The sequence below is a fragment of the Bradyrhizobium sp. Arg816 genome (genome assembly GCF_029989365.1).
Taxonomy (GTDB): domain Bacteria; phylum Pseudomonadota; class Alphaproteobacteria; order Rhizobiales; family Xanthobacteraceae; genus Bradyrhizobium.
Genome location: NZ_JAPRAQ010000075.1, coordinates 1 through 1,403, shown reverse-complemented (window position 1 = coordinate 1,403; position 1,403 = coordinate 1). Strand labels below are relative to the sequence as shown.

Below are 1,403 nucleotides of genomic sequence, written 5' to 3'. Positions count from 1 at the left end.
TCGGGCCGGACGGCAGACGTTTTCGAGCCGATGACCGGTGACGTCCAGGCCAAGGTGGCGCTGGCGTCCAAGGCCGAGGTCCGCGCTGCCGTCGAGAACGCCCGCGCCGCGCAGCCGGAATGGGCCGCGACCAACCCGCAGCGTCGCGCCCGCGTCATGATGAAGTTCGTGGAGCTGGTGCAGCGCGACTACGACAAGCTCGCCGAGCTGCTCGCGCGCGAGCACGGCAAGACCGTGCCGGACGCCAAGGGCGACATCCAGCGCGGCCTCGAAGTCGCGGAGTTCGCCTGCGGCATCCCGCATCTGATGAAGGGTGAATACACCGAAGGCGCCGGCCCCGGCATCGACATCTATTCGATGCGGCAGGCGCTCGGCGTCGTCGCCGGCATCACGCCGTTCAATTTCCCGGCGATGATCCCGATGTGGAAGTTCGCGCCCGCCATCGCCTGCGGCAACGCCTTCATCCTGAAGCCCTCGGAGCGCGACCCTGGCGTGCCGATGCTGCTCGCCGAGCTGATGATCGAGGCGGGCCTGCCGGCCGGCATCCTCAACGTCGTCAACGGCGACAAGGAAGCGGTCGACGCCATCCTGGATGATCCCGACATCAAGGCCATCGGCTTCGTCGGCTCCACGCCGATCGCGCAATACATCTACGAGCGCGCAGCCCAGACCGGCAAGCGCTGCCAGTGTTTTGGCGGCGCCAAGAACCACGCCATCATCATGCCCGACGCGGACATGGACCAGGCGGTCGACGCGCTGATCGGTGCGGGCTACGGCTCGGCCGGCGAGCGTTGCATGGCCGTATCGGTCGCGGTCCCCGTCGGCAAGTCCACCGCCGACCGGCTGATGGAAAAGCTGATCCCGCGCGTCGAGTCGCTCAAGATCGGCACTTCGATCGATCCGTCCGCCGATTACGGTCCGCTGGTCACGCGCGAGGCGGTCGAGAAGGTCAAGAGCTACATCGACATCGGCATCAAGGAAGGCGCGACGCTCGCCGTCGACGGCCGCGGCTTCAAGATGCAGGGCTACGAGAACGGCTTCTATCTCGGCGGTTCGCTGTTCGACAACGTCACCAAGGACATGCGGATCTACAAGGAAGAGATCTTTGGTCCCGTGCTCTCGGTCGTGCGCGCGCACGACTACAAGGAAGCGCTGGCGCTGCCGTCGGATCATGACTACGGCAACGGCGTCGCGATCTTCACCCGCGACGGCGATGCCGCGCGCGACTTCGCGGCCAAGGTCAATGTCGGCATGGTCGGCGTCAACGTGCCGATCCCGGTGCCGATCGCCTATTACACCTTCGGCGGCTGGAAGAAGTCGGGCTTCGGCGATCTCAACCAGCACGGCCCGGACTCGGTCCGCTTCTACACCAAGACCAAGACGGTGACCTCGCGCTGGCCGTC

Annotated in this window: 1 protein-coding gene; it reads left to right on the top strand. The window is 66.4% G+C overall.

All coding sequences use genetic code 11. From position 1 onward, the window contains the following. Positions 1-1,403, top strand: a 1,403-nt coding sequence (locus OWC48_RS45870; RefSeq protein WP_282525905.1) for a CoA-acylating methylmalonate-semialdehyde dehydrogenase, incomplete at both ends; no start/stop codon positions are given.